Raw genomic sequence first — 26482 nt, forward strand, 5'->3', positions numbered from 1 at the left:
CGTGTGGCCCGAACGGGGGCGGCCAGGGCGGCCGATCGACGCGGACCCGACGCCATCGAGCAACTAGCATCGATGTGCTCGACGATTCTCTTGGGGGGAAGACCGTGATCAACCAGCGTGCCGGGAACACCGGAGCACGAAGCACCACTCGCCGGCTCGTGGGGGCGGTCGCCGTCACCGGCATCGCCGCTCTGGTGCTCGCCGGGTGCACGTCCGACGACAAGCCGGTGGCTGACCCGTCACGGATCTTGCAGACGGTCGACACGCGTCTGGCCGCGGACGGCTCGATCACGTCGATCTCCGACACCGCGATCTCCGTCGCGGGCAAGGACTCCTCGTCAGCGACGACCGACCACGACCCCGCGAAGGCGGCTGGTGACCTCCCGCTCCGCATCACGACGCAGTACTCGACGTCGAAGAAGACCGGTACCGACCTTGCCGACCTCGACGGGTACTCGGGTCGTATCGCGATCGACCTGACGATCGAGAACCTCACGGTCACGTCGAAGAACCTGACCTACGACGTCGCCGGGACCTCCCGCTCGACGCCGGCGCTCGTGGGTGCACCGTTCAGCGTCGCGGCCTCGACCGTCCTCACCGGCACCGCGGCCGACCGCATCGTCACCGATGCCGCTGACTCCGGTTCGTCCACGGACGGCGTCGTCAGCACGAACGAGGACGGGGACGCGGTCGTCCAGTGGGGTCGCCTGCTGGCACCGCCGACATCCGGCGCGAGCAGCACGCTGCACCTCGTCGCCGACGTCAAGGACTTCACGGCACCGACGTTCGACGTCGCCGCGCAGCCCGGGCTGTCCACGGACCTGTCCTCGACCGGCGTGGTGAACGCGGCGTTCGGGTCCGACAGTGACTCCGAACTCGCGCTCCAGCGCCGCACCATCGACCTCATCTCGCAGGTGAACGAGGTGCTCGCACGAGCGGGCGGCACGATCACCGAGGTCCGGTCCAACCTCGAGACCACGTCGAAGACCCTCGGCGTCAGCACGGCCGAGCGGCTCAAGGAGAGCAGCTCGTCCTTGGCGGGCACCATGCGGTCCCTGTCCGGCGAGCTCGGTTCCCTGAACGGCGACCTCGGCGCGACCGTGAAGGCGACACAGTCCACCGTGCTGCAGCAGCTCCAGCAGACCACGACGAGTCTCGACAGCCTGCTCGGCGACACCTCGGCGACGGCACCGGCCACGGTGCTCGACGGCAACGGGTGCGCGGCGACGCCGAAGACCTCGACCGCGGGCGGCAGCGTCTACGGCAACCTGCTCCGCGTCTCGTCGCAGCTCGAGGGCTACGCCGACGCGAGCGAGGCGTGCAAGCAGCAGGTCAGTGCGCAGTTGGCGGGATCCGTCGGCCCGGCGTCACCGGACGCAGCGACGTGCGCCCCTCAGGAGGCCCGTGGATCGTTGACCTGCGCGCTCTGGGAATCGTCGCGTGCGGTGAGCACCTCGTTGATCGGTCTGGTCAGCACCGGGCAGCAGCTCGCCGACCAGCTCGACCCCAAGCTCGCGGACACGGCGATCGAGCAGTCGAACGCCCTGCGCGCCAAGCTCGGCGAGATCGACACCGCGGTCCAGGCCCTCGGAAGCGACGGCACCGGCGAGGTTGCTCGCACCCTGCAGGCTTTGCAGGACCTGCGTGACCAGACCGCCGACGACCTCGGCCCCGTGCGCGACGCCGTCACGACGGTGAACCGGCAGGCAATCGCAGCGAGCGGGCTCGTGGGCAACGCCGGCGATGGTCTGTTCAGCACCTCGATGCAGGCGCAGAACCGTGAGGTCGCCGACCAGCTCTGCGCCCTCGCGGCAACCGACCAGCTCGACGCGGAACAGGCGGATGCGCTGCGGGGCTACCTGACCGCGACCCCCTGCCCCGGCGCCGAAGAGGGCACGACGCTGAAGCCCGGTGGACGGTTCAGCACCCCGATGGATGAACGCCTCACGGACCAGGCGAAGCAGTGGGACGCGGTGATCGCGGCAACCGATCTCCGTTCCGCGACCGGCATCGGTGCCGCGATCACGACGCTGTCCGACGACGTCGATGCACTCGACGACGGCATCGAGGAGGTGCGTCGAGCGGTGCGCAATGACGGGGGTTCGGTCGACGGCGCAGCCCGCCAGCTCGAGGAACTCGTCGAGCAGGCAACGAAGTCGAGCGATGTGGTCGGCACCCAGCTGACCGCGATCAGCGCCCAGCAGACCGAGCTGCAGGACGCCGTCCGCAAGGCCTTCGCAGACGCGTCCACGCAGTCCGAGAAGGACGTCCAGGAGATCATCGACCAGCAGGTGCGGCAGGTCAGCGAGACGGCGAAGGGCAGTCGTGACGCCGTCATCTCGGCCTTCGACAAGTCGATCGCCGGCCTCCGGTCCACCTCGGGCGAGGTCACGAAGGACTCGAAGGGCACGATCGACGAGCAGAAGAGCACGCTCGAGCAAGAGGGTTCGGAGCTCTCCTCCGCGGTCGACCGGCAGACGGCGTCCAGCCTCGAGCGCATCGCGGCCAGCACGAGCGCCTCGACGCGCGACGTGCAGGGTGCCTCGACGCTGCTGACCGGCGACCTCAACCGCGTGATGCTCGACCTGGGCGACCGCAAGGTCAACGGCTCCGGCATCCTCGGCGCCATGGCCACGAGCGCGGCGAAGTCCGACTCCGCCGACTACCAGCTCGCCCTGGCGTCGCAGAACGCCGCGGGCTACGCGAACGTCCGGGCCGAGGACGTCGCCGGCATCCTGCTCCAGCAGGAGCAGTTCCGCGCATCGCTCGATGCGGCGACGACGCTGCCGGCGTTCCAGTTGAAGGTCCCCGCCAGCGCGACGTCGACCACGCTGTACACCTTCCGGATCGGGGCCGACCGATGAGTGACCAGACGACCGAAGCAACTGAGACCGAGGGTGCTGACGGAACGCGTCCGCGCAGCCGCCGTCCGCTGCTCTTCGTCGGTATCGCGGTGCTCCTCGTGGCCGCGGTCGTCGCCGCCGTCCTGACGTTCCGGGCGTTCGGCAGCAGCACCCCGGCCGAAGCGGTGTCGGCGACCGTGCCGGTGAAGATCACGGTGGCACACGTCCCGGCGAAGACGAAGATCGGCATCATCGTCACGCTCGGCGACGGCGAGGGTTCCGAGTGGAACGAAGCGGCGCAAGGCGCGCTGGTGGCGGAGCGTCGGCTCGCACTTGGTGGCACCGACGTCGCGCTCGTCACGAAGAACGACGGCGGGACCGCTGCCGGGGGCACGGCCGCGGTCGAGGCCCTCGCGAAGAGCGGGGTCGCGGGCATCGTCGTCGCCTCGTCGGGCAGCCACGTGTCCGGCGCCCTCACTGCTGCTGCGGCGAAGGGCATCCCGGTCGTCCTGCCCTACGCTCCGGCGGAGAAGGACTCCTGGTCGACGGCGCCGGCCGCTGACTCGATCAGCAAGGCGATGACGACGGCACTCGGTGACGCCGACGCTCCACTGCTGGTCGACCTGGGCGGCGGTGCTCCGGCGGGCCTGCGGGTGGCGCACGTCCTGGACGGTGACGACACCGCGGACACCGCAGCGCTCGCCACGACCGTCGCCGAGCGCACCGGCGCAACGAGCAACGAGCAAGACGCGGACGCAGATGCCGATGCCGATGCCGACGCGAAGACCCCGACGCCGGACTCCGACGCCGTCGTCGTCAGCGGCTCCGCAGAACGCCAGGGTGCCTTCGTCGCCGCGCTCCAGGCCGAGAACGTCACGGTGCCGGTCGTCCTCACGCCGGATGCGACGAGCCCGGCGTTCGGCGCCGCACTCGTCGAGGCCGGCGGCAGCCTGAGCGGTTCCTTCCGGGCCGTGGGTGTCGCCACCGACGACGCCCGCGCGCTCGCCTCCGACGCCGGGGGCCGCGCGATGTCCGCCTTCCTCGGCGGTGTCCGGGTGCTCGCCGGCGACCAGGACGCCGAGAACCTGACCGGTGACCAGCCGTTCTCGGCGGTAGCGGGCGCAGCGGACTCGCGTAGCCACGACGCCGTCATCGCCCTGGTCCGCGCCGTCGGCACGGCGCGGAGCGTCGAGCCGACGGACGTCACCGACGCCCTCGCCGTGCTCGACCTCGACGCCGATGCGGGCATCGCCGGTCCGGCGCTCGACTTCACGCGGCAGCAGGCACTCGGCGCACAGGCGACGGTGCTCGCGGCGTCGGCACAGCAGCTCGGTCTCCGTCCGGCCAGCACCGCGTCCGGCGACGGCACCGGGAGCGGAACCGACGCTGCCCGGACCGCGTCGCTCGTCTGGTTCGACGACTCCAGCACGGACTGACCCACCCACGCACCGACCCGGAAGAGGAACGCGAGCATGCGCCTGTTGATCGAGCTCGACGACCGACGTGAAGCGGTCGAGGTCGACGGGTGGTCCGGCGCATCCTCGCTCGGGGAACTCGTGTCCGCGGCCGTCGGCCTCACACTCGAACCCGGCACCACGCTGGCGGTCGACGGGCACCGCACCAGCGTCGACACCCCGCTCCGTGACCTCGTGCTGCTCGAGGGCTCCCGTATCGGCCGCACCCCCGAGGACCGTCCGCTCGGCACCGACGGCTGGACCGTCACGCTCGCCGGCGGGCTCGAAGCCGGGCTCGTGGTGCCGGTCCCGCGCGGGCGGAAGCTCGTGGTCGGACGGGCGCCGCAGGCCGACGTCGTGCTCCCCACCGAGAGCGCGTCGTGGGAGCACTGCACCGTCGAGCGCGAGGACGACGGCGTCCGGGTGCGTGATGCGGGATCGACGAACGGCACCGTCATCGCCGGGGAGCGCATCGACGCCGAGGGCGTCCTGCTCAGCGGGACGACGAGCGTCATCGTGGGCGGGGCCGTGCTGCTCGTCCGGCCGGCGCTCGACGAGGTGCCCGTGCCGGCGGCCGGCTCGATGGCGAACCTGACCCCGGCGGCGACGGCGCCGTTCAACCGTCCACCGCGCGCCGGACGGACCTCCGACGCCGAGACGGTCGTGCCGCCCGGACGCAAGGACGTGCCACCGGCGTCGAAGTTCAGCTGGATCACCGTCGCCGCGCCCCTGGTGCTCGCCGGGGCGATGGTGCTCCTGCTCGGCGACGCACGGTTCGCGCTCTTCGCCCTGCTCTCCCCGGTCACCGCGATCGGCATGTGGTTCGAGCAGAAGCACCGCCGCGCGAAGAACCTGAAGGAGGAGGACACCCGCTTCGCCGAGGCCGTGGAGTCCTTCCGCGGTGAGATCTCCGAAGCCGCGGCCGTCGAGGCCGCCCGCCGCCAGGAGCTCGTGCCCGATCCGGCGACCGTGGTGCGGCGAGCCGAGCTGCCGACCACCCTGCTGTGGCAGCGCCGCTCGGATGACGAGGACTTCCTGAGCCTGCACGCCGGCACCGGGGACGCTCCTTGGCGGCCCGAGGTCGACCAGCGTGCAGCGTCCGCGAAGCTCGAGGACGAGGCGAAGGCCGCCATCGCCGACAGCCGTCTGACGGCCGCGCCGGTGGTTGCCGACCTGTCCGACGCCGGCGTCGTCGGGATCGTCGGCGACCGTCAGGGCGCCCTCGCCCTGGCGCGCAGCCTGCTCACGCAGGCCACCGTGCACTGCGGTCCAGCGGACCTGACGGTGGGCGTCTTCTGCGACGCGGGCCGCGCGGAGGACTGGGGGTGGGCCTCCTGGCTGCCGCACGCGCGTGTGGCGGGGAGCAGCACCGGCGCCCGCTGGATGTCGGCACAACGCGACCAAAGCGCGGCGATGCTCCGTGGCCTGCGCGAGTCGCTCGACGAGCTGCCGACGCCGAACCTGCTCGTCGTGGTCGACTCCGAGGTGCTCACCGAGGGACGGGATGCCCCGGCCCGCAACCTGCTCGGCCAGGGCCGCTCGGTGCCCGGGCAATCCCTGCGCCCAGGGGAACGACCACACCGGGTGAGCGGGATCGTCATCGCGACGAACGAGCAGCAGCTCCCCGCCGCCTGCACGTCGATCATCACGGTCGGTGCCGATGCCGCCGCCACGGTCTACCGACCAGAGGACCGGACCCGTGTCGAGGACGTCGTGCTCGCCGGCCTCAGCGTCGAGACCGCTGAGCGCAGCGCGCGCAGCGTGGCGCACTTCGACGATCCTGAACTGCTGGTGCCGGGGGCGTCCTTGCCCTCGCTCGTCCGCCTGCCCGAGCTGTTGTCGAGCGAGGGGATCCGCGCGGCGTGGGACGCCCGCACGGGCTTCTCGACCCCGATCGGCTCGTCCGAGAGCGGTGTGCTCGAGATCGACCTGGTGCGCGACGGTCCGCACGGCCTGGTCGGCGGCACGACGGGTTCCGGCAAGAGCGAGTTCCTCCGGTCCCTCGTGGCCGGGCTCGCCGCCCGGAACGACCCCACCCGACTCAACTTCCTGCTCGTCGACTTCAAGGGTGGTGCGGCCTTCGCGGCGTGTGAGCGCCTCCCGCACACCATCGGCACGATCAGCAACCTCGACGAACAGCTCGCCGACCGTGCGATCCGGGCACTCGAAGCCGAACTCGAACGACGTCAGCGGGTGTTCGCGGCAGCCGGAGCCGACATCGACAACCTCGATGCCTACCTGGCGACGAAGCCGGTCGAGCCGATGCCGCGGCTGCTGCTGGTCGTCGACGAGTTCGCGATGCTCGCGAAGGACTTCCCGGACGTCCTGACGTCGCTCGTCAGCATCGCGGCCGTCGGCCGAACGCTCGGCGTCCACATGATCCTCGCCACCCAGCGGCCGGCCGGTGTGGTGAGCGAGGACATCCTCGCGAACACGAACATGCGGGTCGCCCTGCGGGTGCAGAGCCGCGAGGACTCGACGAACGTCATCGGTGTCCCCGCCGCAGCCGGGATCGGTCGACAGCAGACCGGCCGCGCCTACGTGAAGCTCGGGCAGGACGACATCACCCCGGTGCAGACCGCTCTGGTCACGGGCCGAGCCCGTGACGAGCGTGCCGAGCAGCCTGTCTCGGTCCGACCGACCGACGTCTTCGGCGTGCCTGCTCCGATGCCCACCCCTGCTCCGACGGCGTCCGACGTCACCGACCTCGACCAGCTCATCGAGGCGATCGGGCAGGCGAACGAGGCAGCCGGGTACGCCCCGCCGCGTCCGATCTGGCCCGAGGCGCTCGGCGAGCGCGTCGAACTGGCGGCCCTCACCGCCCCAGGCCCGGGAACCGACCCGCGCCCCGCGACGGTGCCCGTCGCCCTCGCCGACGACCCGGACCACCAGCGCCAGGTCACCACCGGATGGGACCTCGACGAGGGCAACCTCATGCTCATGGGCATCCCCGGCAGCGGGACGAGCACCGCCCTCGCCACTATCGCGCTCCAGCTCGCCGCCGCGTCGAGCCCCGACGAGCTCGACCTCCTCGTGCTCGACATGGGTCCGGGGGACCTCGCTCCGCTCGCACAGCTACCGCACACGACGGCCTACGTCGGCTCCGGTGCGGGTGCGGGGGAGCTGCAGACGCGGTTCCTGCGGCACCTCCGCGTCGAGCTCGAGCGTCGCCGTGCGGCACCCGGTGGGCGCCGTGCCGTGGTGCTCATCGACGGCCTCGCCGCCCTGCGCGACGAGTACCAGGACTTCGAGGGGCAGCAGCTGCTCGACGCGCTCTACCGGGTGTACGCCGAGGGTCCGGCGCTCGGCATCTCGTTCGCGGTCTCCACGACGCGCGCGAAGGCGGTGCCGTCGGCGATGGACGAGGTCACCACGCAGAAGTGGATGTTCCGCCTCGCGGATCCCTACGACTACGCGTCCATCGGGGTCCGCCCCAAGGACGTCCCGCCGCCGGTGCCCGGCCGCTTCATCGACTCGACCAGGCGGCTACAGTCGCACGTCGCGACGCCGGACGTCCCGCTCGCGCAGGCGGTCGCACGGATCGCGGAGATCCGGTCGGACGGTACGAAGAAGGCCAGTGCGGTCGGCCGGCTGCCCGACGCTGTGCTCGTGGACGAGCTCGGTGCCGGAGCGGTGTTCGCGGGTGAGCCCTGGCGGATCCCGATCGGCATCGCCGAGGACGACCTGCAGCCGGCGTCCGTCGAGGTCTACGACGGCGAACACGTGCTCGTCGCCGGCCCGGCGCGGTCCGGCAAGTCGAGCGTGCTCCTCGCCGTCGCCGAGCTCGCACGGACAGCCGAGGGTGTCCGTCCAGCGGTCTGGGCGATCTGCGACCGCCGGTCGCCGCTCGCCTCGGGTTCGTTCGACCGCATCGCCGTCGGCCCGGACGAGGTCCCGGCCCTGTTGGCCGGGCTGCGGCTCGAGCGTGGACCGGTGCTGCTGTTGATCGACGACGCGGAGCGGTTCGAGGACGGCGACCAGGCCATCGCGACGCTGCTCACGACCGAGCGCCCCGGACTGTGCGTCGTGGCGGCCGGCCGGTCCGCGGACCTCCGGTCGCTGTACAGCCACTGGACCCGAGCGGTCCGGAAGTCCCGGTGTGGCGTCCTGCTGCAGCCGGACGTCGACTACGACGGCGAGCTCCTCGGTGTCACGCTCCCGCGTCGTGCACCGGTCGCGCTGACCGTCGGCCGCGGCTACGCCGCTTCAGGCGGGACCGTCCGTCTCGTGCAGACCGCGTCTGCTGTCAGCTGACGGAGACGCCGAGACCGTCGACCTGGAGGCCCGTGGCTGCGTCCGCCACGGACGGCAGGATCGACCCGCAGTCACGACCAGAGCGCGCTCAGTCGCGCGTCGTGATCCCGAAGGGCGAGCTCTCGAGGTTCGTGAAGTTCCCCACCGTCGCCCGCACCGTGCACGACGGCGCGACCGACAGCGCCGTGACGACCAGCCCGTCGGACGACACCGCCAACGCCCCCGAGCAGCCGTCGGCGAACCGCACGCCGGACTCCCCGCCGGCCACGTCGACGAGCATCTGCGACGGGCGTCCCGTGGCGGGACTGCGGTAGAGCGGGTTGAGCTCGTCGGCACCGTTCGGCCACACCGGCACCAGGGTGACCGGCAGGGCCGTCTGACTGACCGTGCGGTCGGGCGTGCGGACCTCGACGCCCTGCAGCCGCTGGACCGGGTAGGCGGTCCCGCGCACCGAGTCGTCGCTCACGGCAGCAGTGGTCGCCTCGCCGACACTGTCGAGCCACGTCTGCAGCGCCGCGCCGTCCGTGACGGAAGCGAGCGGCACCGAGGCCTCGACCGTGACGTCGCCGCCGGCGGGAACCTCGACCCCGGACAGGGCCCAGGCGCACGCGGTGTCGACACCAGTCAGCGAGGGCTGGTTGCGCTTCGCCGAGATGCCCTCGCCGGACCAGGTGACCGCGGGGCAGGACGCCCCCGAGCGGGAGCCCGGCACGACTTCGAGGAACGGACCGGTGAGGGTCGACGCCTGCGCCGCGTACGTGACGCGCAGGTCGACGGTGCCCTTCGCGGGGTCGATGGTCGCGCGGCGGGTGGTGGCGAGGCCCGTGGGCAGTGGGCGGTCCTGCTGGTAGGCGTTGGCGGCCTGTGCGGTCGCGGTGCCGGCGCCCGGCGTCTTCCGCAGCGCACCGGGCAGCCACACGACGCCACCGACGACCAGTGCGGCCACGAGCACGACGCCGATGCCGCCGAACAGGAGCGCACGGTTCGTCAGCCACTCGGGACGGGCGAACCGACGCGCCGGTGGGGGCTCGGCAGCGGGGGCGGCCGGCAGCGGCTGTCTGACCATCGGCCGGATGACGGTCTGCGATCCGGCCGGGCCGAGTTCCGGCACCGGCCCGGCGGAGTCCTCCGCGTCGTCGTCGCTGTCCGCGCGAGAGCCAGAGGTGGTGCCGTCCGGGCGGACCCCGCGGACGACGGTGGCGGGCCGCTCGACCTCGTCGAACGCGTCCGGGTCGCTCGTCGCGGCCAGCGCGGGGGCTGCGGCGAGGGACCGGGCGAGCCGGCGCAGGGTCGCCGCGGCGTCCGCTGCTGCAGGACGGCTGTTCGGGTCCTTCGTCAGCAGGGCGGACACTGCAGACCACAGCGCATCGGGCACGTCGAGCGGGGGCGGGTTCGACGTGACGTGCCGGTACGCCACGGCGAAGTCCGTGCCCGGTCCGGCGAAGGGTGTGCGGCCGGACAACAGCTCGTAGAGCATGACCCCGGCGCCGTAGACGTCCGCAGCGGGACCCGCGCGGCCGTGGCTGATCGACTCGGGCGCCATGTACTGCGGCGTGCCGAGGAGCCCGGTGGTGGTGCGCTCACGCTCGGCGACGACCGACGCGATGCCGAAGTCGGTGACCCGGACGTCGCCCGTCGCACCGGCGGCCCAGGGGGTCTGGAGCAGCACGTTGTCGGGCTTGACGTCGCGGTGGGTGACGTCCTGCTCGTGCGCCGCGGCGAGGGCGTCGAGGGTCTCGGCGGTGATCGTCAGAGCGTCCCGCGGGGTCAGCGGACCGTTCGATGCGAGCAGATCGCGCGCTGACCCACCGGGCACCAGGTCCATGACGATCGCGAGCCGGTCGCCCTCGACGACCAGGTCCCGCACCCGCACGATCGAGGGGTGCTGCAGCGCGAGGAGCACCGAACGCTCGCGGACGAAGCGTTCGACGATCTGCGGGTCGGCGGCGAGCTCGGCACGGAGCAGCTTCGCGGCAACGTGCTCGCCGGTCGCGGTGTGCTCGGTGCCCCAGACCTCGCCGGTGGCACCGGTCCCGAGCAGCTCGACCAACCGGTACGACGCACCGAGTGGCTCACCCTGACCGTACTGCGCCACTGCGTCCCCGACTTCCCGATTCCCCCGCTGGCCGACCCCTCGCCGACCACGCAATGTTACCGGCCGGTCGGCGCCTCCGCCTGCTCCGGCGCGGCGTACTGCACGTCGATCGCGTACTGCTCGAACCCGGACCGTCGGTAGAGCGCCAGCGCGGGTTCGTTGTCGCCCTCGACGTACAGTGCGGCGGCGGTCAGCCCGCGGCCGCTGAGCCGAGCGGTCCCCGCGCGCATGAGCACCCCGCCGAGCCGCTGTCCCTGCAGATCGGGCCGGACGGCGACGGCGTAGAACTCGCCGATGCCGTCCTCGACCTTGAGCCAGCACGAGCCTGCCAGCTGCCCCGAGGCGTCGCGGAGCAGCAGCAGGTCCTCGCCGGAGAACCAGGCGTCCGATTCGCGGGCGTGCAGGTCGTCGAGCGTCATGCGGCCCTGCTCGGGGTGGTGCGCGAAGGCCGCGGCGTTGAGGGCGAGCCAGTCGGCCTCGTCCTCGGACCCGGGCCGGAACGCGGACAGGCTGTACCCAGCCGGCACGTCGACGGACGGGGCGTCGGTACCGTCGATCGGCGCCCGGAGCTGCAGCAGGGTGCGGACCGCGCGCCAGCCGAACCGATCGGCCAGGGCCCGCGCTGCGGGGTGGTCCCCGTGTGCCCAGGCGAGCACGGGAGCGGCCCCGCCGCCCAGCGCGAGCGCCTGCGTCACGAGGGCGGTGCCGGTGCCGCGACCACGGGCCTCCCGGTCGACCACGAGTTCCAGCTCGCCGTCACGGACCACGGCGACCCCGTCGTCGACGGCGAGGACGGTCGCGCGCCCGGCGCGGACGTCGACCAGGGTCTGGTCCGAGAACGGCGGTGCTTCACCGGGCACGACGAACCGTGCGAGGTCCGGCACTACTGTCCCATCAGGCGCTCGGCCTCGTCGTCGTAGACGTTGAAGCGGTAGCCGACGTTGCGGACCGTGCCGATGAGCGACTCGAGGTCGCCGAGCTTGGCGCGGAGACGTCGGACGTGCACGTCGACCGTGCGGGTGCCACCGAAGTAGTCGTAGCCCCAGACCTCGCTGAGCAGCTGCTCGCGCGTGAAGACCCGGGACGGGTGCGTGGCGAAGAAGCGCAGGAGCTCGAACTCCTTGAACGTCAGGTCGAGCGGCCGGCCGCGGACCTTCGCCGAGTAGCTGGCTTCGTCAATGACGACACCCGACGCCTGGATCTTCGAGCTGGACTGCCCCTTGGCCGCGCGGCCCGCGGACAGCCGGATGCGGGCGTCGATCTCGGCCGGGCCGGCGCTCTCGAGCACCACGTCGTCGACGTTCCACTCGCTGTTGACGGCGGTCAGGCCACCCTCGGTCACGACGAGCACGATGGGCGTCGTCGAGCCGGACGAGGCCAGGATCTTGCACAGGGCCTTCGCGCTGACCAGGTCGGTGCGGGCGTCCACGAACATCAGGTCGCTCTGCGGCGCGTTGACCAGCTGTGCGGCCTCGGCCGGCACGTGACGGATCCTGTGGCTCAGGAGACCGAGGCTCGGCAGGACGTCGCCGGGCGCGGTCGAGGTGAGTACCAGGAGCTGTGCCACAGGACCTCCGCAGGTGGATGACGTCGTGGACACATCCTAGTGATGCTCGGGAAGTCCTATCCGGCCGGACGGTTTGCGCGTGAAGCCGCAAGCGCCGGGCGCGGGGCTGCGCCCGCGCGCCGGGCGCGGAGCCGCTGCGCCTGCGCGCCGGGCGTGACCCCTGTCATGATGGAACGCGTGACCCAGCCAGTGCAGCCCACCGACCAGCGGCGCCTCAAGCTGACGTCCGTCCTGCCGGTCTGGATCCTGGCCGTCGTCGGGGCGGTGCTCGTCCTGACGCTCGCCGAGCGCGACGCCTTCGCCTGGCTGCTGCTCGTCTTCGTCGCCTGCGTGATGGTGAGCTTCGTGCTCCAGCTCATCACCGCGACGAAGGACGGGCTGGTCGAACGGATCAGCATCGCATCGTCCGGTGCCTTCGTCGTGGTGCTCGTCACCGCGGTGGTGCTCCTGGCGCGTTGAGCCGAGCCGCGTAGACTCCGGGGCATGGATTCGCTGCTTGCGCTCGAGTTGTTCTACGTGGGCCTCCTCGGCCTGGCGTCGCTCGCGATCGCGTTCATCTCGGTCGTCGTCGTCGTGAAGCTGTTCAAGGGTCAGCGTTGATCGAGCTCCCCGAGGGCCTGGCGCCCGAACTGGTCCCGTTGTCGTGGCTCGTCGGCGTCTGGGAGGGCACCGGCGTCGTGGAGTACCCCGTCGGTGACGAAGAGGCACCCCGCACCTACGAGTTCGGCCAGCGCGTGAGCTTCAGCCACGACGGCCTGCCGTACCTCAACTACTCGTCCACGACGTGGCTGCTCGACGACGACCACACCCCGCTCGCTGCCGAGATGGGCTACTGGCGGATCGACCGTCCGACCGAACCCGGTGACCGCGGCCCCGCGATGCTCCTGGGTGAGGGACCGACGCCGTTCACCACCGTCGAGAGCGTCGAGGCGCTGCGCAACACCACCGACGGCTTCGACGTCGAGGCCGCGATCGTGCACCCGACGGGCGTCAACGAGCTCTACGTCGGCCGCGTCCTCAAGGGCCGGATCGACCTGGCCACCGACGCCGTGATGCGCTCGCCGAACGCGAAGGACTACTCCGCCGCGACCCGCCTGTACGGCCTGGTCGAGGGCAAGTTGTTCTGGGCGTGGGACATCGCCGCCCTCGGTCGCGAACTCACCTCGCACGCCTCGGGGCAGCTCGCGAAGGTCGACTGATGTCGGCGTTCGCGGTGCGCGACGGCTTCGTCGCGACATCTGATGCGCCCGGCGCGCCCGCAGCCCACTTCGGCAACCCCCTGGGCGAGCAACGGCTGCTGGCCCGTGGCCGCGCGGTCGTCGAGCTCGGTCTCGGCATGGTCACCGTCTCCGGCCCGGACCGCCTGTCGTGGCTCAACTCGATCACCTCGCAGCAGCTGACCGGCCTGCCGACCGGCGTCAGCACCGAGACCCTCGTGCTCGACCAGTCCGGCCGGGTCGAGCACGCCGCCCGCGTGGTCGACGACGGTGCGGTCGTGTGGCTCCTCACCGAGTCGCAGGACGCAGCACCGCTCGCCGCCTGGCTCGACTCGATGCGCTTCATGCTCCGGGTCGAGGTCGCCGACCGTTCGGCCGACTTCGCGACCCTCGGCTGGTTCGGCGAGGCCGCCCCGTTCGCGTCGACCGTCCTGCCGGACCCGCCCGTCGTCGAGTGGGTCGACCCGTGGGCGGCCGTCACGCCCGGTGGGTGGAGCTACGCCGCCCAGGAGGCCCATCCCGGCTCCGACTGGACCCTCCGCATCGCCGTGGTCACGCCCGGCACCTCGGCCGCGATCGCTGCGTCGGACGAACTCGTCGCGGGGCTGCTCGCGTACGAGGCGCTGCGGATCGCCGCCTGGCGTCCGACGCTGTCCGACGCCGACGAGCGCACCATCCCGCACGAGCTCGACTGGCTCCGCTCCGCCGTGCACCTGACGAAGGGCTGCTACCGCGGGCAGGAGACCGTCGCGAAGGTGCACAACCTCGGGCACCCGCCGCGTCGTGTCGTGCAGCTGCACCTCGACGGCTCCGACGCCGTGCTGCCGGCTCCGGGGACTCCCGTGATGCTCGGCGACAAGGAAGTCGGGCGCCTGTCGGCCTCGGCGGTCCACCACGAGCTCGGCCCGATCGGGCTGGCCGTGGTCAAGCGCTCGCTCGACCCCACCGCGACGCTGACGCTCACCGCCGACGACGTCGTGGTGACGGCGGCGCAGGAGACCATCGTCCCGCCGGAGGCCGGCGCCACGGCGAACGTCCCGCGGCTGCCCCGGCTCGGAGCCGTCAAGCGCTCCTAGCCTGCGTCGCCGGTCGCCGGTCGCCGGTCGCCGGTCGCCTGGTGTGTGCGCAGGTTTCCGACAGTCCACGAGTTGATCGACTGGTGTTCCGTCGGGTGATGCGCACGCATCGTGTGCGTGTGCATCTTCCGACAGTGCACGCGGTGTTCGACTCGTGGATCGTCGCCAATTCGCCGCCGCCGCCGTGGCGCAGTCCCGCCGCCGCGCCGCCGCCGAGCCCGTCAGGCGGGCTCGACCACGTCCCACGGCACGCTGAGCTCGCCGAGCCGCCACCTCGTCGGCCCGTGCAGCACCGGCCACCCGCGGTCGCGCATGCCCCGCACCGTGGCGATCCACCGCTGCCGGGGCCCGTACGTGCCGAGTGGCGCCGCCACCGCCCACGACAGGTCGAGGTCACGCAGGAACGCGTGCACCCGCTCACCCGGTACGTTCCGGTGGATGAGCGCCTTCGGCAGCCGTTCGGCGACGATCGACGGCACGTCGAGTCCGGCGAGCCGCAGCGACACCGTGAACGACACCGGCGCGTGCTCGTCGAGCGTCACCCACGAGGCCACCCGCCCGACCTCGTTGCACGTCCCCTCGACCAGCGCGCCGCCGGGCTGCAGCCGGTCCTGCATGATCCGCCACGACCCGACCACGGCGGACTCGTCGTACTGCCGCAGCACGTTGAACGCCCGGATCACGGCCGGTCGGCGCTGCCTGGGCGTGGGCGTCTCGAAGCCGCCGAGCCGGAACGTCACACCGTCGCGGGTACCCGCGTTCGCGAACGCCACGCGTGCCGGTTCGATCTCGATGCCGGTGACCTCGACGTCCGGACGCACCAGGGCGAGACGGTCGCGCAGCTCGAGCGTCGTCGTCGGCGAGGCCCCGTACCCGACGTCGGCGACGAGCGGGTCGTCGGCCTTGCGGAGCGCCGGCAGCGACGCGATCCACCGGTCGACACGGCGGAGCCGGTTGTACCCGGTCGTCCCGCGCGTCACGTTCCCGATGGGCATGACGTCAAGGGTACGGGCCTGCCGACGCTCGGTAGACTCGGCAGCATGACCTCCACGCTCGTCCTGCTCCGTCACGGAAACAGTGACTGGAACCAGAAGAACCTGTTCACCGGTTGGGTCGACGTCCGGCTCAGCGAGCTGGGCGAGAAGGAGGCGAAGCGCGCCGGCGACCTCATCGCCGAGTCGGGCATCGTCCCCGACGTCCTGTACACCTCGCTCCTCACCCGCGCGATCCAGACGGCCGACATCGCGCTGCTCCAGGCCGACCTCGCCTGGCTGCCGGTCAAGCGCGACTGGCGCCTCAACGAACGCCACTACGGTGACCTGCAGGGCAAGGACAAGGCCCAGACGCTGGCCGAGTACGGCGAGCAGCAGTTCATGGAGTGGCGCCGGTCGTTCGACGTCCCGCCGCCCCCCATCGCCGACGGCGCCGAGTGGTCGCAGGCCGGTGACCGCCGCTACGCCGACCTCGGCGACCAGCTGCCGCGCACCGAGTCGCTCAAGCTCGTGATCGACCGGCTGCTGCCCTACTGGGAGTCGGACATCACGAAGGACCTGGGCGAGGGCAAGACCGTGCTGGTCACCGCGCACGGCAACTCGCTCCGCGCGCTCGTCAAGCACCTCGACGACATCTCCGACGACGACATCGCCGGGCTGAACATCCCGACGGGCATCCCGCTGGTGTACGAGCTCGACGACGACTTCCGTCCGACGAAGCCGGCGTACTACCTCGACCCCGAGGCCGCTGCCGCCGGCGCTGCCGCCGTGGCCGCCCAGGGCGCCAAGAAGTAGCACCGCACGCATGAACGCCCCGTCCGGTCTCCGGGCGGGGCGTTCGTCGTTCTGCCTGGTGTGGCCGCGAAAGCGACAGTGTGCCGCGAACGTTCCGCCGACTCCTGTCGCTCTGCCGGGAGGAACGGATCACCGCGCCGACGACGTGTCGCTTCGGCGGGGCGGTCGGCTCCTCGAGCATCGGCTGGTCAGACGAAGTGCGACGCGATCTCCTGCACGAGGGCACCGACGTCGTAGGGCTTCGTCGTGTCGACGCGGACTACCGGGACGCCCGGCAGCCCGACCGGCTGCGCGTCGTCGCCGTGCTCGTCCCAGAAGGCCAGCACGCCGGCCAGGTCCCCGTGCACCTCGTGCCGCACCGGGACGGTGCCCGGGTCGTACCGGTCGTGCAGCCGATCTTCGGCGGCGGCGCGGTCCGTGTCGCACCACACCTCGACGGCGCGAGGCGACCCGGCGGACGCGAGCCCAGCCTCCAGGAGGTCGCGATCGCGTGACGGGAGCCAGACGGCGTCGAGGACGACCCCGTTCTCCACGGCCCGCGTCATCGACCACATGGTCTCCATCGCGATGCCACCGAGCGGACGCGACGCGATCATCGGCCCGACGATGTCGGCGAGGGGCTCCTTGATCCGGTCCTTCGACAGGAACGGGCAGCCGAGCACCTCGGCCAGCGCAGCGCCGATCGTGCTCTTGCCGGAACCGGGCATGCCGTTGACGATGATCGCGACCTGAGCCATGCCTCGATCCTCGCAGACCGCGCAACCGCGGTCAGACCACGGCGCTCAGACCGCGGCGGTCGAACTCGAGGCGCCGGTCCAGTCGCCGGTCGCCAGGTACTCGACCTTCTTGGCGATCGATACCGCGTGGTCCGCGAAGCGCTCGTGGTAGCGGGAGGCCAGGGTGGCGTCGACGGTGTCGATCGGCCCGCCCTTCCACGCCTCGCCGAGCACGAAGTCGAACACGCTCGCGTGCAGTTCGTCGACGGCGTCGTCCTCGTCGCGGATCTCCGCGGCCAGCGCGATGTCCTCGGTCGCGAGCAGCCGCGTGAGCTTCTGCGACATCGCGACGTCGTGCTTGCCCATCTCCTTGAAGGTGCCGCGGAGTCCCTTCGGCACGACCTTCTCGGGGAAGCGCTGGCGGGCGAGCTGCGCGATGTGCTCGGCCATGTCGCCCATGCGCTCGAGCGAGGAGCTCACGCGCAGGGCGGTGACGACGACGCGCAGGTCGCGGGCGACCGGAGCCTGGCGGGCCAGGATGTCGATGGCGATCTCGTCGAGGCTGTTGGCGGCCTCGTCGATCTTCTGGTCGTCCGCGATCACCTCCTCGGCGAGGGCGACGTCGGAGTCGCTGAAGGCCTGGGTGGCCCGGGTGATGGCGGACTCGACGAGTCCTGCGATCTCGGTCAGTCGCTCCTGGACGTCCTGGAGTTCCTGCTGGAAGACTTCGCGCATGGGGGAGTACCTCTCTCTGCGTACCGGACGAGTGTCGTCAGCCCAGGTGAACGAACGGTGACGTGGGGCTGAACGCTTCGCGATCCGGCCTTCCGGGACGGGTGAACGGTACCGGAACCCCGCATGACCATCCCTACACTGGCGGCATGGACAACGCGTGGCTCGTGCCACTGTCGATGCTCCTCGGCGGGGTCTTCGGCGCGGGCGTCGTGGTGCTGATCATCACCGCCGAGCGCACGGCTCGTGCAGCAGACGTGGCGGAACGCACCCTGCCGGACGGTGTCGCAGCGGTGATCGCGACGATGCACAACCCGGCGGTGGTCATCGACCCGTCGAACACGGTCGTGGCCGCATCGCCCCAGGCGCTGACCGTCGGGCTCGTCGTGCGGCGCCGGCTCGTGCACCAGGAACTCCTCGACCTGGTCGACCGGGTGCGCAAGAGCGGCGAGATGGGGGCGGAGGACCTCGAGCTCCCGCGCGGACGGCACGGGGAGCTCATCGGCTACCTCAGCTTCCGGGCCGCGCAGCTCGGCAACCGGTACGTCCTCATCACGGCCGACGACCTGACCGAGAGCCGGCGCATCGAAGAGGTCCGCCGTGACTTCGTCGCCAACATCTCGCACGAGCTGAAGACCCCGATCGGCGCCATCGGCCTGCTGTCCGAGACCCTCGTGATCGCGGCCGACGACCCGGAGCACGTCAAGAAGTTCGCGGCGCAGCTCATCACCGAGTCCGAGCGGCTCGGCGCCCTGACGAAGGACATCATCGAGCTGTCCCGGCTGCAGTCGGTCGACGCGTTGGAGAACAGCGAGGAGACCGGTGTCGACAAGATCGTGCAGGCAGCGATCGACGCGAACGAGGTCGTCGCGCGCGCCCGCTCGATCGAGATCATCCGGGCGAAGAAGTCGAAGCTCCGGGTGATGGGCGACCCGGGCCTGCTGCAGGTCGCCGTCTCGAACCTCATCGCCAACGCGGTGAAGTACTCGCCCGACGGCACCCGCGTCGGCGTGGGCGTCCGGTCCGCGAAGGGCTTCGTCGAGATCGCGATCACCGACCAGGGCGTCGGCATCCCCGAGGCCGACCTGGACCGCGTGTTCGAGCGGTTCTACCGTGTCGACCCGGCACGGTCACGGGCCACCGGCGGCACCGGCCTGGGGCTCGCCATCGTCAAGCACGTCGTCGGCAACCACGGCGGCGACGTCCGTGTCTGGTCGCAGCCCGGCAAGGGCTCGACCTTCACCATCCGCCTGCCCGAGGCGGACACCGAACTGACCACCGCACTCGAAGAGCAACTGGAAGAGCAGCCATCGTGACCAAGATCCTCATCGTCGACGACGAGCCGGCCCTGAGCGAGCCCCTGGAGTTCCTGCTGCAGCGTGAGGGGTACGAGACCTCCGTCGCGGCCGACGGCGTGACCGCGCTGTCGAAGTTCGACTCGGAGAACCCGGACCTGGTGCTCCTCGACCTCATGCTGCCGGGGCTCTCCGGCACCGAGGTCTGCCGCCAGATCCGGACCCGGTCGAACGCGCCGATCATCATGCTGACGGCGAAGGACTCCGAGGTCGACATCGTCGTCGGGCTCGAGCTCGGCGCGGACGACTACGTGACGAAGCCGTACTCGACGCGTGAGCTGCTGGCCCGCATCCGTGCCGTCCTGCGCCGCCGCACCGAGGACGACCCGGCGGACAGCGGGATCCTGCAGGTCGGCGGCATCCGGATGGACGTCGAGCGGCACACGGTGTCGGTGGACGGGTCGGAGACGGCGATGCCGCTCAAGGAGTTCGAGCTGCTCGAGTTGCTGCTCCGGAACGCCGGCCGGGTGCTCACCCGTGGGCAGCTCATCGACCGGGTGTGGGGCTCCGACTACTTCGGCGACACCAAGACGCTCGACGTGCACATCAAGCGCATCCGCTCGAAGATCGAGCGCGTGCCGTCCACCCCGGAGATCCTGGTGACGGTCCGCGGTCTCGGGTACCGCATCGAGGCCTGAGACGGACGGACAGGAGGCCCGGTGCGAGTCCCTGGGACTCGCACCGGGCCTCCTGTCTGACACGGTGGCGCTTGCGCGGAGCGGCTACTCGCCGTCCGTCGGCGTGGCCGACGGGGTCTCGACCGGCAGCGTGATCTGGCTGGACGGCTCGGGGGTCGAGGTCGGCGCGAGGGTTGCGTACTCCTCTTGCGAGGTGGTCAGCACCGGCACGTTGGCCGAGACGCCCTCGGCGTCGGGGTAGGAGAAGTACACCTTGACGAGCGAACCGGGCTTCGCGTCCGCGCTGTCGAAGTCGAGGGTGTCGTGCTGCGAGTCGTTCGCCAGGTCGACGTGCGAGTTCGCCGGCACCAGCACGGTCTCGGTGTCGCCACCGATCTCGACCGACACGGTGATGCCGTCGGTGTCGGAGTTGTTCACCAGCGTGCCGATGAACCGCGCACCCTCGCCGTCGTCCGAGATGAGGATGGCGTTCCGCACGTTGACCTTGCCGGTCGAGACGTTGACGCCGTCGGTGATCTGCTTGATGTCGACGGTGTGCGCGGGCGACATGAACTCGCACCCGGTGGCGCCCAGCGCGATGGTTGCCGCAACGGCGACGGACACGAGTACCCGAGCTCGCAAGAGATTCCTCCGTAAGTCGATGAGGACCAGACGGTCCCGCTCCATCTTAGCGATCACCGGGAAGGCCCAGTGCTGAGGGTCCCCTTACCCGAACACCCCTTGTGGTAAACTGGAAGTCTGGGAACGGAGCCTGATACATGCAATTCGAGGTCGGCGAGACCGTCGTCTACCCCCACCACGGGGCGGCAACCATCTCTGAAGTCAAGACGCGCGTCATCAAGGGCGAGGAAAAGGTCTACCTGAAACTGCGGGTCACGCAGGGTGACCTGACGATCGAGGTACCGGCGGACAACGTCGACCTGGTCGGAGTCCGCGACGTGATCGGCAAGGAAGGGCTCGACAAGGTGTTCGAGGTCCTCCGGGCGCCGTTCACCGAAGAACCCACCAACTGGTCGCGCCGGTACAAGGCGAACCTCGAGAAGCTCGCTTCCGGGGACGTCATCAAGGTCTCCGAGGTCGTCCGCGACCTCTGGCGACGCGATCAGGACCGCGGCCTGTCCGCGGGCGAGAAGCGGATGCTGGCCAAGGCGCGGCAGATCCTGATCTCCGAGTTGGCCCTGGCCGAGAAGACCGACGAGGACAAGGCATCGACCGTCCTCGACGAAGTCCTCGCGTCCTGAGCGCACTGCACACCACGATGACCGCACGGTTCCCCGAAGGGGTGGACCGGGCGGTCGTCGTCGTTGCAGCCGGGTCCGGAACCCGGCTCGGCATCGGCACCGCGAAGGCGTTCGTGCCCATCGCGGGGCAGCTCATGCTCGCGCGGGCGCTCGAGCCGCTGTTCACGTTGTCGGCTCCGACGCTGGTCGTCGTGGTCGCGCCGTCGACCCTGCTCGAGGACTGCCGTCAGGTGGTCGCCTCGGTCGCGGGCGCCGCGGTCGCGTACACGGCGGTGGTTCCGGGAGGCACGGATCGCCATGGTTCGGTCCAGGCCGGCCTGGGCGTGCTGCCGGACTCCGTCACCGCGGTGCTGGTGCACGATGCGGCGCGGTGCCTCACGCCGGCCGCGCAGTTCGACCGGGTGTTCGACGCGGTCGAGGGTTCGGTCGCGACCGGCACCGGTGACGGCGTCGTCCCCGCGCTCCCCGTCACCGACACGGTCAAGCGGGTGTCCGGCGACGTGGTCGTCGAGACCGTCGACCGGTCCGCGCTCGTCGGGGTCCAGACGCCGCAGGGCTTCCCGCTCGACGCACTCCGACGGGCGTACGCGGTGTCGACGCAGTCCGAGACCGACGACGCCGGCGTGTTCCAGGCGGCCGGTGGCACGGTGCGCTTCGTGCCGGGCGACGCCGATGCCTTCAAGATCACGACGCCGTGGGACCTCGGACGGGCAGAGTCGATCGTCCGGTCGCGCGCCACGGCCCCGGGCGACCCCGGTGCCTCGGCGGTCCGGCTCGGGCTGGGCGTCGACGTGCACGCGTTCGACGTCGAGTCGCCGTGCCGCGTCGGCCTGCTCGACTTCCCCGGCGAACCCGGCCTCTCCGGGCACAGCGACGGTGACGCCGTGGCACACGCGGTGTGCGACGCCCTGCTCTCCGCGGGTGGCCTCGGTGACATCGGCGGGACGTTCGGCACCGCGGACCCCGCCTACGCCGGAGCCGCCGGGGACGTCTTCATCCGCGGTGCAGTCGGACTGCTCGCCGACGCCGGCCTCGTCCCCGTGTCGGTCACGGTGCAGGTCATCGGGAACCGGCCGCGCATCGGCGCCCGTCGTGCGGAGATGCAGGACGCCCTGTCCGCCGTCGTCGGTGCCCCCGTCGCGGTGTCCGGCACGACGACCGACGGCCTCGGGTTCACCGGCCGGGGCCAGGGGCTCGCCGCGATCGCCACGGCCGTCACCCGACCGGCCTGACGTCCTAGGCTTGGGATCGTGACCGTTCGCCTCTACGACTCCCGCGCCGCAGCCGTCGTCGACCTCGTCCCCCTGGTCGACGGACAGGTCAGCGTCTACGTCTGCGGTCCGACGGTGCAGTCGTCGCCGCACATCGGACACCTGCGCTCGGCCCTGGTCTACGACATCTGGCGCCGCTGGCTGACGTACCGCGGTCTGCGCGTCACCCTCGTGCGGAACGTCACCGACATCGACGACAAGGTGCTCGACCTGGCCGCCGGCACCGACGAAGCGTGGTTCGCCCGCGCCTACCGCGTCGAGCTCGAGTTCACCGCCGCGTACAACGCCCTCGGCATCCTGCCCCCGACCTACGAGCCGCGCGCCACCGCGAGCGTGCCGCAGATGCACGACATCATCACGAAGCTCATCGACCGCGGCCACGCCTACGTCGCCGCCGACGACTCGGGCGACGTCTACTTCGACACCGGCAGCTGGGAGTCCTACGGGGCGCTCACCCGGCAGCGTCGCGAGGACATGGTCGAAGCCGCCGACGCCGACCCCCGCGGCAAGCGCGACGCCCGCGACTTCGCGCTCTGGAAGGGTGCGAAGCCCGGCGAGCCGTCGACCGCGTCGTGGGACTCCCCGTGGGGCCCCGGTCGTCCGGGCTGGCACATCGAGTGCTCCGCCATGTCGCGGCGGTACCTTGGTCCGGCGTTCGACATCCACGGCGGCGGACTCGACCTGCGGTTCCCGCACCACGAGAACGAGCTCGCGCAGTCCACCGCGGCGGGCGACCCGTTCGCGTCGTACTGGTTGCACAACGGGCTCGTCACGGTCGAGGGCCAGAAGATGTCGAAGTCGCTCGGCAACTCGATCTTCGCCGCCGACTTCCTGGCCGCTGCCCGTCCGGCCGTGGTGCGGTACTTCCTGGGCGCTGCGCACTACCGCTCCTCGATCGACCACCACGACGGCTCGTTGGCCGAGGCCGAGGCCGCGTACGACCGCGTCGACGGGTTCCTGCAGCGGGCCGAGGTGCGGCTCGAAGGCGTGCACCTCGCCGACGCCCCCGCCGTGCCGGACGCCTTCGCCGCCGCGATGGACGACGACCTCGCAGTGCCCCAGGCGCTGGCCGTCCTGCACGAGACCGTGCGCACCGGCAATGCCGCCCTGGACGCCGACGATGCGGAAACGCTCGGGGTCGCGTACCATCAGGTGGCCGCCATGGTAGAGGTCCTCGGCATCGACCCGCGAGCCGCCCACTGGTCGGGGGGCGGTCAGGACACCTCGGCAGGCCCGCTCGCCGCTCTCGTCGAACGCCTCGTGCAGGAGCGCGCGGACGCCCGGGCAGCACGGGACTTCGCTGCGGCCGACCGCGTGCGCGACGACCTCGCCGCCGCGGGCATCACGATCGAGGACACGCCGTCCGGAACACGCTGGAGCATCGCCTGAACACGGCAGTGCCGAACAGGAGCTACGCATGAAGAACGTCTCGGGAAGCAAGAAGGGTCGGCCCGGCGCCGTCCGCACCGGTCGCAAGGGCAACAAGCAGGTCGGTTCCGGTGGTCAGGGTGCCCAGGCGCTCGAGGGTCGCAAGCCGACCCCGAAGGCCGAGGACCGGCCGTACCACCCCGCCGGCAAGCGCAAGGCGGCGAAGGACCGCTTCGAGGCAGCCAAGGGCCGTCACGGTTCCTCGAGCACCCCGCAGGGCCGCACCGGTCGTCCGCCGGCCCGGAAGACCGATGACTCCGAGCTCGTGACCGGCCGCAACTCCGTGCTCGAGGCGCTCCGCACGAAGACCCCGTCGACGACGCTCTACATCGCGTCGCGCATCGAGGTCGACGACCGCGTCAAGGAGATCCTGACGCTCGCGAACCACCGCAGCGTGCCGATCATCGAGCTCATGCGCCCCGAGCTCGACCGCATCACCGGCCACGACAGCGTGCACCAGGGCGTCGCGCTCAAGGTGCCGGCGTACCAGTACGCCGTGTCCGAGGACATCGTCGAGCAGGCCTTCTCGCGCGACCAGGTCCCGCTGCTCGTCGCGCTCGACGGCATCACCGACCCCCGCAACCTCGGGGCGATCATCCGCTCGACCGCCGCGTTCGGCGGACACGGCGTCATCGTGCCGCAGCGTCGTTCGGTCGGCGTCACCGCGTCGGCGTGGAAGACCTCCGCCGGCGCCGCGGCCCGCACGCCCGTCGCGATGGCCCCGAACCTCACCCAGACGCTGAAGTCCCTCAAGTCGATGGGCCTGTTCGTCCTCGGTCTGGACGGCGACGGCGACGTGGAGCTCGACGGCCTCGCGCTCGCCGACCGCCCGATCGTGATCGTCGTCGGTTCCGAGGGCAAGGGCCTGTCGCGCCTGGTCACCGAGACCTGCGACGCGATCGTGTCGATCCCGATCTCGAGTGCGACCGAGTCCCTCAACGCCGGCATCGCCGCGAGCGTCACCCTGTGGGAGGTCGCCCGGCGCCGTCGCGCCGAGTAGCCGCGGCGCCTCGTCCGCAGGAACGGTCGCCTCCCCTCGTGGGAGGCGGCCGTTCCTGCGTGCGGTGCCGGCCGGGTCAGGCCCGACGGGTCAGGACACGTCGGATGATGCCCGCCGTGTGGTCACGAGTCGTCGCCGCGCGACGCCGTAGGCGACGGTCCGTGACCGGCGGACGTGCACCTGGCGGGGTGTCGTGACCGCTCGACGTCCAACGGCATCACCGGCGGCGCAGGCGTGACGGTCTGGAGGCGCGGCGCCGGTCTCCGGGACGCGCGCCGGGCCTCCAGGCGGTCGCGTTCACGGACCCCGAACGGTCACGACATGTCGGCCGGTGTCCTCCGGGTGGTCACGTGTCGTCGCTGCGCGACGCCGCCGGCGACGGTCTGTGACCAGTCGGCACCCACCCGGCGGAGTGTCGTGACCGACCGGGGACCGCGTCAGACGGTGGTGCGCCAGTCCTGGACGTCGGCGTCGTCGTCTGCGGGTTCCGCGTCGTCGACCACGGGGATCGGCAGCGTCATCGACGAAGTCGGCGGATTGATGAGCAGGCGCTCGTCGCGGCGGTGGCGCAGCACGTCGTTGATGTACGCCGTGGTGGCCTCGGGCAGTGAGACCGACCGCTCCTCTTCCTGCGACATGAACCAGCGGTGCTCGAGCAGTTCGTGGAAGACCTCCGCGGGTTCGAGGCGACCGCGCAGGTCACGGGGGATCGAGCGGACGACGGGCTCGAAGACCCGCGAGACCCACTCGTGCGCCACCATCTCCTCGTCGAGTTCGTCGCGGCCGTTGCGTGCCCGGTACGAGTCGAGGTCGTTGAGCAGGCGTCGGGCTTGGTTCTCGCCGGCGTCCAGGCCGGTCAGCCGCAGCAGGCGTCGCTGGTGGTGTCCGGCGTCGACGACCTTCGGCTGGATCCGCACCTGCGAACCGCCCTCGGTCGTGTGGATCGAGAGCTCCTCGATGTCGAAGCCGAGCTCGTTGAGCCGCTCGACGCGGTCGTTGATGCGCCAGCGTTCCTTGATGTCGAACTGCTCGGTGCCCGTGAGCTCGGTCCAGAGCGTCCGGTACTGCGCCACGATCCGGTTGGAGACGTCCACGGGGTCGGCGTTCTCGTCGAGCCGGCCGCCGGCCTCGAGGTCGAGGAGCTCGCCGGCGATGTTCACGCGCGCGACCTCGAGGTCGTTCTCGCGCTGCCCGTTCGACAGCCCGCCGGGGTAGAGCTTGCCGGTCTCGGCGTCGACCAGGTACGCGGCGAACGAGCCCGCGTCGCGCCGGAACAGCGTGTTCGAGAGCGACACGTCGCCCCAGTAGAAGCCGATGACGTGCAGCCGGACGAGCAGCAACGCGAGGGCGTCGACGAGACGGGTCGCGGTCTCCGGGCGCAGGGTCTGCGAGTACAGCGCGCGGTACGGCAGCGAGAAGCGCAGGTGCCGCGTCACGAGCACGGGGTGCAGCTGCTCGCCGTCCGCGTCGACCCGACCGGTGATGACGGCGACGGGGTCGACGCACGGCACGTCCATGCGCTGCAGCGTGCGGAGCATCTCGTACTCGGAGCGCGCGATCTCCTCGCCGGTCTCCTTCACGGCGGCGACGTACCCACTCAGGTGCACGAAGCGCACGAGGTGCCGTGAGATGCCCTTCGGCAGGGCCACGATGGTCTCGTCCGGCCAGTCCGCCAGCGGCAGGTCCCACGGCAGGTCGAGCAGGCCGGGGTCGACGGTGGCTGCGGTGATGGACATCGAGTCGGGCACGGTGGATCCTTCGGTGTCGTGGAGGACAGCCGAGAGCCCGCGACCCGCCCTTGTGAGGCG

General features: G+C 71.4%; 21 protein-coding genes. 13 read left to right on the top strand and 8 right to left on the bottom strand.

The features are described 5' to 3' along the window. Positions 1 to 104 precede the first annotated feature (104 nt). The 3 genes from EDF51_RS12895 to EDF51_RS12905 are packed head-to-tail and all read left to right on the top strand — an operon-like array spanning position 105 to position 8551. Positions 105 to 2864 (top strand): hypothetical protein, encoded by a 2760-nt coding sequence (locus EDF51_RS12895; protein WP_131877501.1) that lies wholly within the window; start codon positions 105 to 107, stop codon positions 2862 to 2864. Further along, complete coding sequence (locus EDF51_RS19915) at positions 2861 to 4279, top strand: hypothetical protein (RefSeq protein WP_166673544.1); 1419 nt, start codon at positions 2861 to 2863, stop codon at positions 4277 to 4279. Before EDF51_RS12895 ends, EDF51_RS19915 begins: the two co-directional genes overlap by 4 nt. Before the next feature lie 36 nt (positions 4280 to 4315). Further along, entirely contained in the window at positions 4316 to 8551 is a 4236-nt protein-coding gene (locus EDF51_RS12905) for an FtsK/SpoIIIE domain-containing protein (RefSeq protein WP_134195156.1), read from the top strand. Between the two features lie 88 nt (positions 8552 to 8639). On the opposite strand, the gene EDF51_RS12910 is transcribed toward EDF51_RS12905, so the two are convergent. From EDF51_RS12910 to EDF51_RS12920, 3 genes are read right to left on the bottom strand one after another with little or no spacing between them, the layout of a single operon-like run. Then, positions 8640 to 10646, bottom strand: coding sequence for a serine/threonine-protein kinase (locus EDF51_RS12910; protein ID WP_134195158.1), 2007 nt, complete (start codon positions 10644 to 10646; stop codon positions 8640 to 8642). 56 nt (positions 10647 to 10702) lie between these two features. Next, the gene (gene mshD, locus EDF51_RS12915; protein ID WP_134195160.1) at positions 10703 to 11530 is read right to left on the bottom strand and encodes a mycothiol synthase; all 828 of its coding nucleotides are present in this window, start codon (positions 11528 to 11530) and stop codon (positions 10703 to 10705) included. Beyond that, entirely contained in the window at positions 11530 to 12213 is a 684-nt protein-coding gene (locus tag EDF51_RS12920) for a response regulator transcription factor (protein ID WP_123293289.1), read from the bottom strand. The genes mshD and EDF51_RS12920 overlap by 1 nt, the downstream gene beginning before the upstream one ends. A 177-nt stretch (positions 12214 to 12390) precedes the next feature. Here EDF51_RS12920 and EDF51_RS12925 point away from each other — a divergent pair, with 177 nt between their 5' ends. The 3 genes from EDF51_RS12925 (at position 12391) to EDF51_RS12935 (ending at position 14506) form a co-directional block, all read left to right on the top strand. Then, positions 12391 to 12672 (top strand): hypothetical protein, encoded by a 282-nt coding sequence (locus EDF51_RS12925; protein ID WP_123936868.1) that lies wholly within the window; start codon positions 12391 to 12393, stop codon positions 12670 to 12672. Positions 12673 to 12809: 137 nt separating this feature from the next. Continuing rightward, on the top strand, positions 12810 to 13412 hold the full coding sequence (locus tag EDF51_RS12930) for an FABP family protein (RefSeq protein WP_123293291.1): 603 nt from the start codon (positions 12810 to 12812) through the stop codon (positions 13410 to 13412). Beyond that, entirely contained in the window at positions 13412 to 14506 is a 1095-nt protein-coding gene (locus EDF51_RS12935; RefSeq protein WP_134195162.1) for a folate-binding protein YgfZ, read from the top strand. Before EDF51_RS12930 ends, EDF51_RS12935 begins: the two co-directional genes overlap by 1 nt. Before the next feature lie 221 nt (positions 14507 to 14727). On the opposite strand, the gene EDF51_RS12940 is transcribed toward EDF51_RS12935, so the two are convergent. Beyond that, on the bottom strand, positions 14728 to 15501 hold the full coding sequence (locus tag EDF51_RS12940; RefSeq protein ID WP_134195164.1) for a class I SAM-dependent methyltransferase: 774 nt from the start codon (positions 15499 to 15501) through the stop codon (positions 14728 to 14730). Positions 15502 to 15546: 45 nt separating this feature from the next. On the opposite strand from EDF51_RS12940, the gene EDF51_RS12945 reads away from it, so the two are divergent. Then, a complete protein-coding gene (locus EDF51_RS12945) occupies positions 15547 to 16293 on the top strand; it encodes a phosphoglyceromutase (RefSeq protein ID WP_123293294.1) in 747 nt (248 codons plus the stop codon). A 188-nt stretch (positions 16294 to 16481) separates the two neighbouring features. Here EDF51_RS12945 and EDF51_RS12950 read toward each other — a convergent pair whose 3' ends face one another. After that, positions 16482 to 17030 (bottom strand): AAA family ATPase, encoded by a 549-nt coding sequence (locus EDF51_RS12950; protein ID WP_131921923.1) that lies wholly within the window; start codon positions 17028 to 17030, stop codon positions 16482 to 16484. Positions 17031 to 17075: 45 nt separating this feature from the next. Then, positions 17076 to 17744 carry a phosphate signaling complex protein PhoU gene (gene phoU / locus EDF51_RS12955; protein ID WP_123293296.1) on the bottom strand — a complete coding sequence of 223 codons (669 nt, stop codon included), beginning with the start codon at positions 17742 to 17744 and terminating at the stop codon, positions 17076 to 17078. Positions 17745 to 17890: 146 nt separating this feature from the next. Here phoU and EDF51_RS12960 point away from each other — a divergent pair, with 146 nt between their 5' ends. Together EDF51_RS12960 and EDF51_RS12965 are read left to right on the top strand one after the other, a co-directional pair. Further along, positions 17891 to 19057: an ATP-binding protein gene (locus EDF51_RS12960; RefSeq protein ID WP_133937228.1), complete on the top strand. Its 1167-nt coding sequence runs from the start codon at positions 17891 to 17893 to the stop codon at positions 19055 to 19057. Next, positions 19054 to 19734, top strand: a complete 681-nt coding sequence (locus EDF51_RS12965) for a response regulator transcription factor (protein ID WP_111085241.1) — start codon at positions 19054 to 19056, stop codon at positions 19732 to 19734. The genes EDF51_RS12960 and EDF51_RS12965 overlap by 4 nt, the downstream gene beginning before the upstream one ends. 84 nt (positions 19735 to 19818) lie before the next feature. Here the strand turns inward: EDF51_RS12965 and EDF51_RS12970 are convergent, their stop codons facing one another. Beyond that, on the bottom strand, positions 19819 to 20337 hold the full coding sequence (locus tag EDF51_RS12970; protein WP_133937226.1) for a hypothetical protein: 519 nt from the start codon (positions 20335 to 20337) through the stop codon (positions 19819 to 19821). A gap of 155 nt (positions 20338 to 20492) precedes the next feature. Here EDF51_RS12970 and EDF51_RS12975 point away from each other — a divergent pair, with 155 nt between their 5' ends. From EDF51_RS12975 to rlmB, 4 genes are read left to right on the top strand one after another with little or no spacing between them, the layout of a single operon-like run. Then, positions 20493 to 20975: a CarD family transcriptional regulator gene (locus EDF51_RS12975; protein ID WP_017888066.1), complete on the top strand. Its 483-nt coding sequence runs from the start codon at positions 20493 to 20495 to the stop codon at positions 20973 to 20975. 17 nt (positions 20976 to 20992) lie between these two features. Then, positions 20993 to 22207, top strand: a complete 1215-nt coding sequence (gene ispD, locus EDF51_RS12980; RefSeq protein WP_134195166.1) for a 2-C-methyl-D-erythritol 4-phosphate cytidylyltransferase — start codon at positions 20993 to 20995, stop codon at positions 22205 to 22207. An 18-nt stretch (positions 22208 to 22225) separates the two neighbouring features. Next, positions 22226 to 23635, top strand: a complete 1410-nt coding sequence (cysS, locus tag EDF51_RS12985) for a cysteine--tRNA ligase (protein WP_134195168.1) — start codon at positions 22226 to 22228, stop codon at positions 23633 to 23635. 28 nt (positions 23636 to 23663) lie between these two features. Next, positions 23664 to 24674, top strand: a complete 1011-nt coding sequence (gene rlmB / locus EDF51_RS12990; protein ID WP_123936859.1) for a 23S rRNA (guanosine(2251)-2'-O)-methyltransferase RlmB — start codon at positions 23664 to 23666, stop codon at positions 24672 to 24674. A gap of 437 nt (positions 24675 to 25111) precedes the next feature. Here rlmB and EDF51_RS12995 read toward each other — a convergent pair whose 3' ends face one another. Continuing rightward, on the bottom strand, positions 25112 to 26422 hold the full coding sequence (locus EDF51_RS12995) for a DUF4032 domain-containing protein (RefSeq protein WP_123293300.1): 1311 nt from the start codon (positions 26420 to 26422) through the stop codon (positions 25112 to 25114). Between the last annotated feature and the right edge of the window lie 60 nt (positions 26423 to 26482).

The sequence above is a fragment of the Curtobacterium sp. PhB25 genome, from assembly GCF_004365375.1.
Taxonomy (GTDB): Bacteria; Actinomycetota; Actinomycetes; order Actinomycetales; family Microbacteriaceae; genus Curtobacterium.